Annotated in this window: 3 protein-coding genes; all 3 read right to left on the bottom strand. The window is 49.4% G+C overall.

The annotated features are described in order from the left end of the window. Positions 1–120 (bottom strand): SMR family transporter (locus ACWIGM_RS31305; protein ID WP_241486202.1); only part of this gene is annotated, 120 nt, incomplete at its 3' end. A gap of 205 nt (positions 121–325) precedes the next feature. Continuing rightward, positions 326–1,114: an ANT(3'')-Ia family aminoglycoside nucleotidyltransferase AadA5 gene (locus ACWIGM_RS31300; protein ID WP_000503573.1), complete on the bottom strand. Its 789-nt coding sequence runs from the start codon at positions 1,112–1,114 to the stop codon at positions 326–328. A gap of 130 nt (positions 1,115–1,244) precedes the next feature. Next, positions 1,245–1,711, bottom strand: a 467-nt coding sequence (gene dfrA17, locus ACWIGM_RS31295) for a trimethoprim-resistant dihydrofolate reductase DfrA17 (protein ID WP_454029849.1), incomplete at its 5' end; no start/stop codon positions are given.

Genomic DNA, 1,711 nt, shown 5'->3' with positions numbered 1-1,711 from the left:
ATAACCGATTATGACAACGGCGGAAGGGGCAAGCTTAGTAAAGCCCTCGCTAGATTTTAATGCGGATGTTGCGATTACTTCGCCAACTATTGCGATAACAAGAAAAAGCCAGCCTTTCATGATATATCTCCCAATTTGTGTAGGGCTTATTATGCACGCTTAAAAATAATAAAAGCAGACTTGACCTGATAGTTTGGCTGTGAGCAATTATGTGCTTAGTGCATCTAACGCATAGTTGAGCGGCGGGCGCAGCCCGTCCGCTTGAACGCCGAGTTAGGCATCAGATGCCCTCGGCGCGGGTCGATGCACTTTTCGCACATGCCGCTCAACGCAAGATTCTCTCAATCGTTGCTTTGGCATATCGAACGAACGCGGCCGTCTCTTCGACGCGCATTGCTAGGTCGTCGTCCTCGCTACCCAGGTACGCCGCGCGTGCCTTGCAGATGAGGGGCCGATGCTCGGCAGGCAAACGCTCCGATACCCATGCGGCAGCAACGTCCTTAGGAGCAATGAGACCAGTTGAAGCGCTGTACCAAATGCGAGCAAGAGCAAGAACGACGTTCCGCTCGTCACCCTTCCAATCCGACTCTGCATTCCACTGGGCAATAGTGTCGAAAAGCGCCTTGGAGAAATGCTCCTTCGGCACCGGCTCGAAAAACGTGGCTGCGGATGGGCCTAGAAGCGCAAGGCTGTGTTGCCTCGCCTTGGTCAGCAAAATCGCAAGATCGTGATCCAGAACGGCAGGCTCGAACGTTCCGGAAAGGATGTCGTGGCGGAGCCACTCACCGAACTGAAGCTCACGCCGCGCCGGATAGCGCCAAGGCACTACTTCGCTTCGAGCGACAACAGTTAGCTCCAGCGGTCGCCATGTTCCGCCATCGCCTGGCGGTGATGAGACTTTCAGCAAATCGAGCATTAGCGCCTGCCGGAGCGAATCGTTAGGTGCGGCGCTGACGGTCACGAGCAAGTCTATGTCGCTGTCCGGCTTCAGCCCTCCATCGATCGCAGATCCGAACAGGTGGATTGTGTCCAGTGTCGCAGCCAGATGGCGCTCGATCACCGCGCGAGCGTGGGACAGCTGCTTGAAAACTTGTGCAGGGAAAAATTCACCCATGATGCCTAACGTTAAGTTCAGCGGCAGCTTTTAAGTTGCGGCTTTGTGGAATACTTTTGCGCAGCAAAACCACAAAGACGCGACTTAAAAGCTGTCCAAGGAGCGAAGCGACTGGTGCTGCAACGCATTGTTAGCCTTTTTTCCAAATCTGGTATGTATAATTTATATTAGACATAAAAAACTGTTCAAAAACCAAATTGAAATTCTCAGGCATTATAGGGAATTTGATATCACCTTCGACTTCAACGTGAACAGTAGACAAATGAATTATATCTGCTTTTTCAATAAGGCTATTATAGATTTGACCCCCGCCAGAGACATATACATGATCTGTAACTTTTGATAGCTCTTTCAAAGCATTTTCTATTGAAGGAAAAACTAGGACGTTTTCATTTGAGCTTGAAATTCCGTTCTTTGACACTACTGCATATTTGCGATTTGGAAGAACACCCATAGAGTCAAATGTTTTTCTTCCGACAAGGAGCCATTGATTATATGTGAGCGCTTTAAAGAGTAGTTGCTCACCTTTTACTGACCACGGGATATCAGGACCACTACCGATTACGCCATTTTCTGACACTGCAGAAATCAATGATA

Source organism: Allobosea sp. NPDC055332, from assembly GCF_053645455.1.
Note: the sequence above shows the minus strand (reverse complement) of the source record. Positions and strands in the feature narration are given on the sequence as shown.

What these genes read in the sequence shown, in the direction of transcription:
- ACWIGM_RS31300 (WP_000503573.1), bottom strand. Translation starts at nt 1,114, where the DNA reads ATGGGTGAATTTTTCCCTGCACAAGTTTTCAAGCAGCTGTCCCACGCT.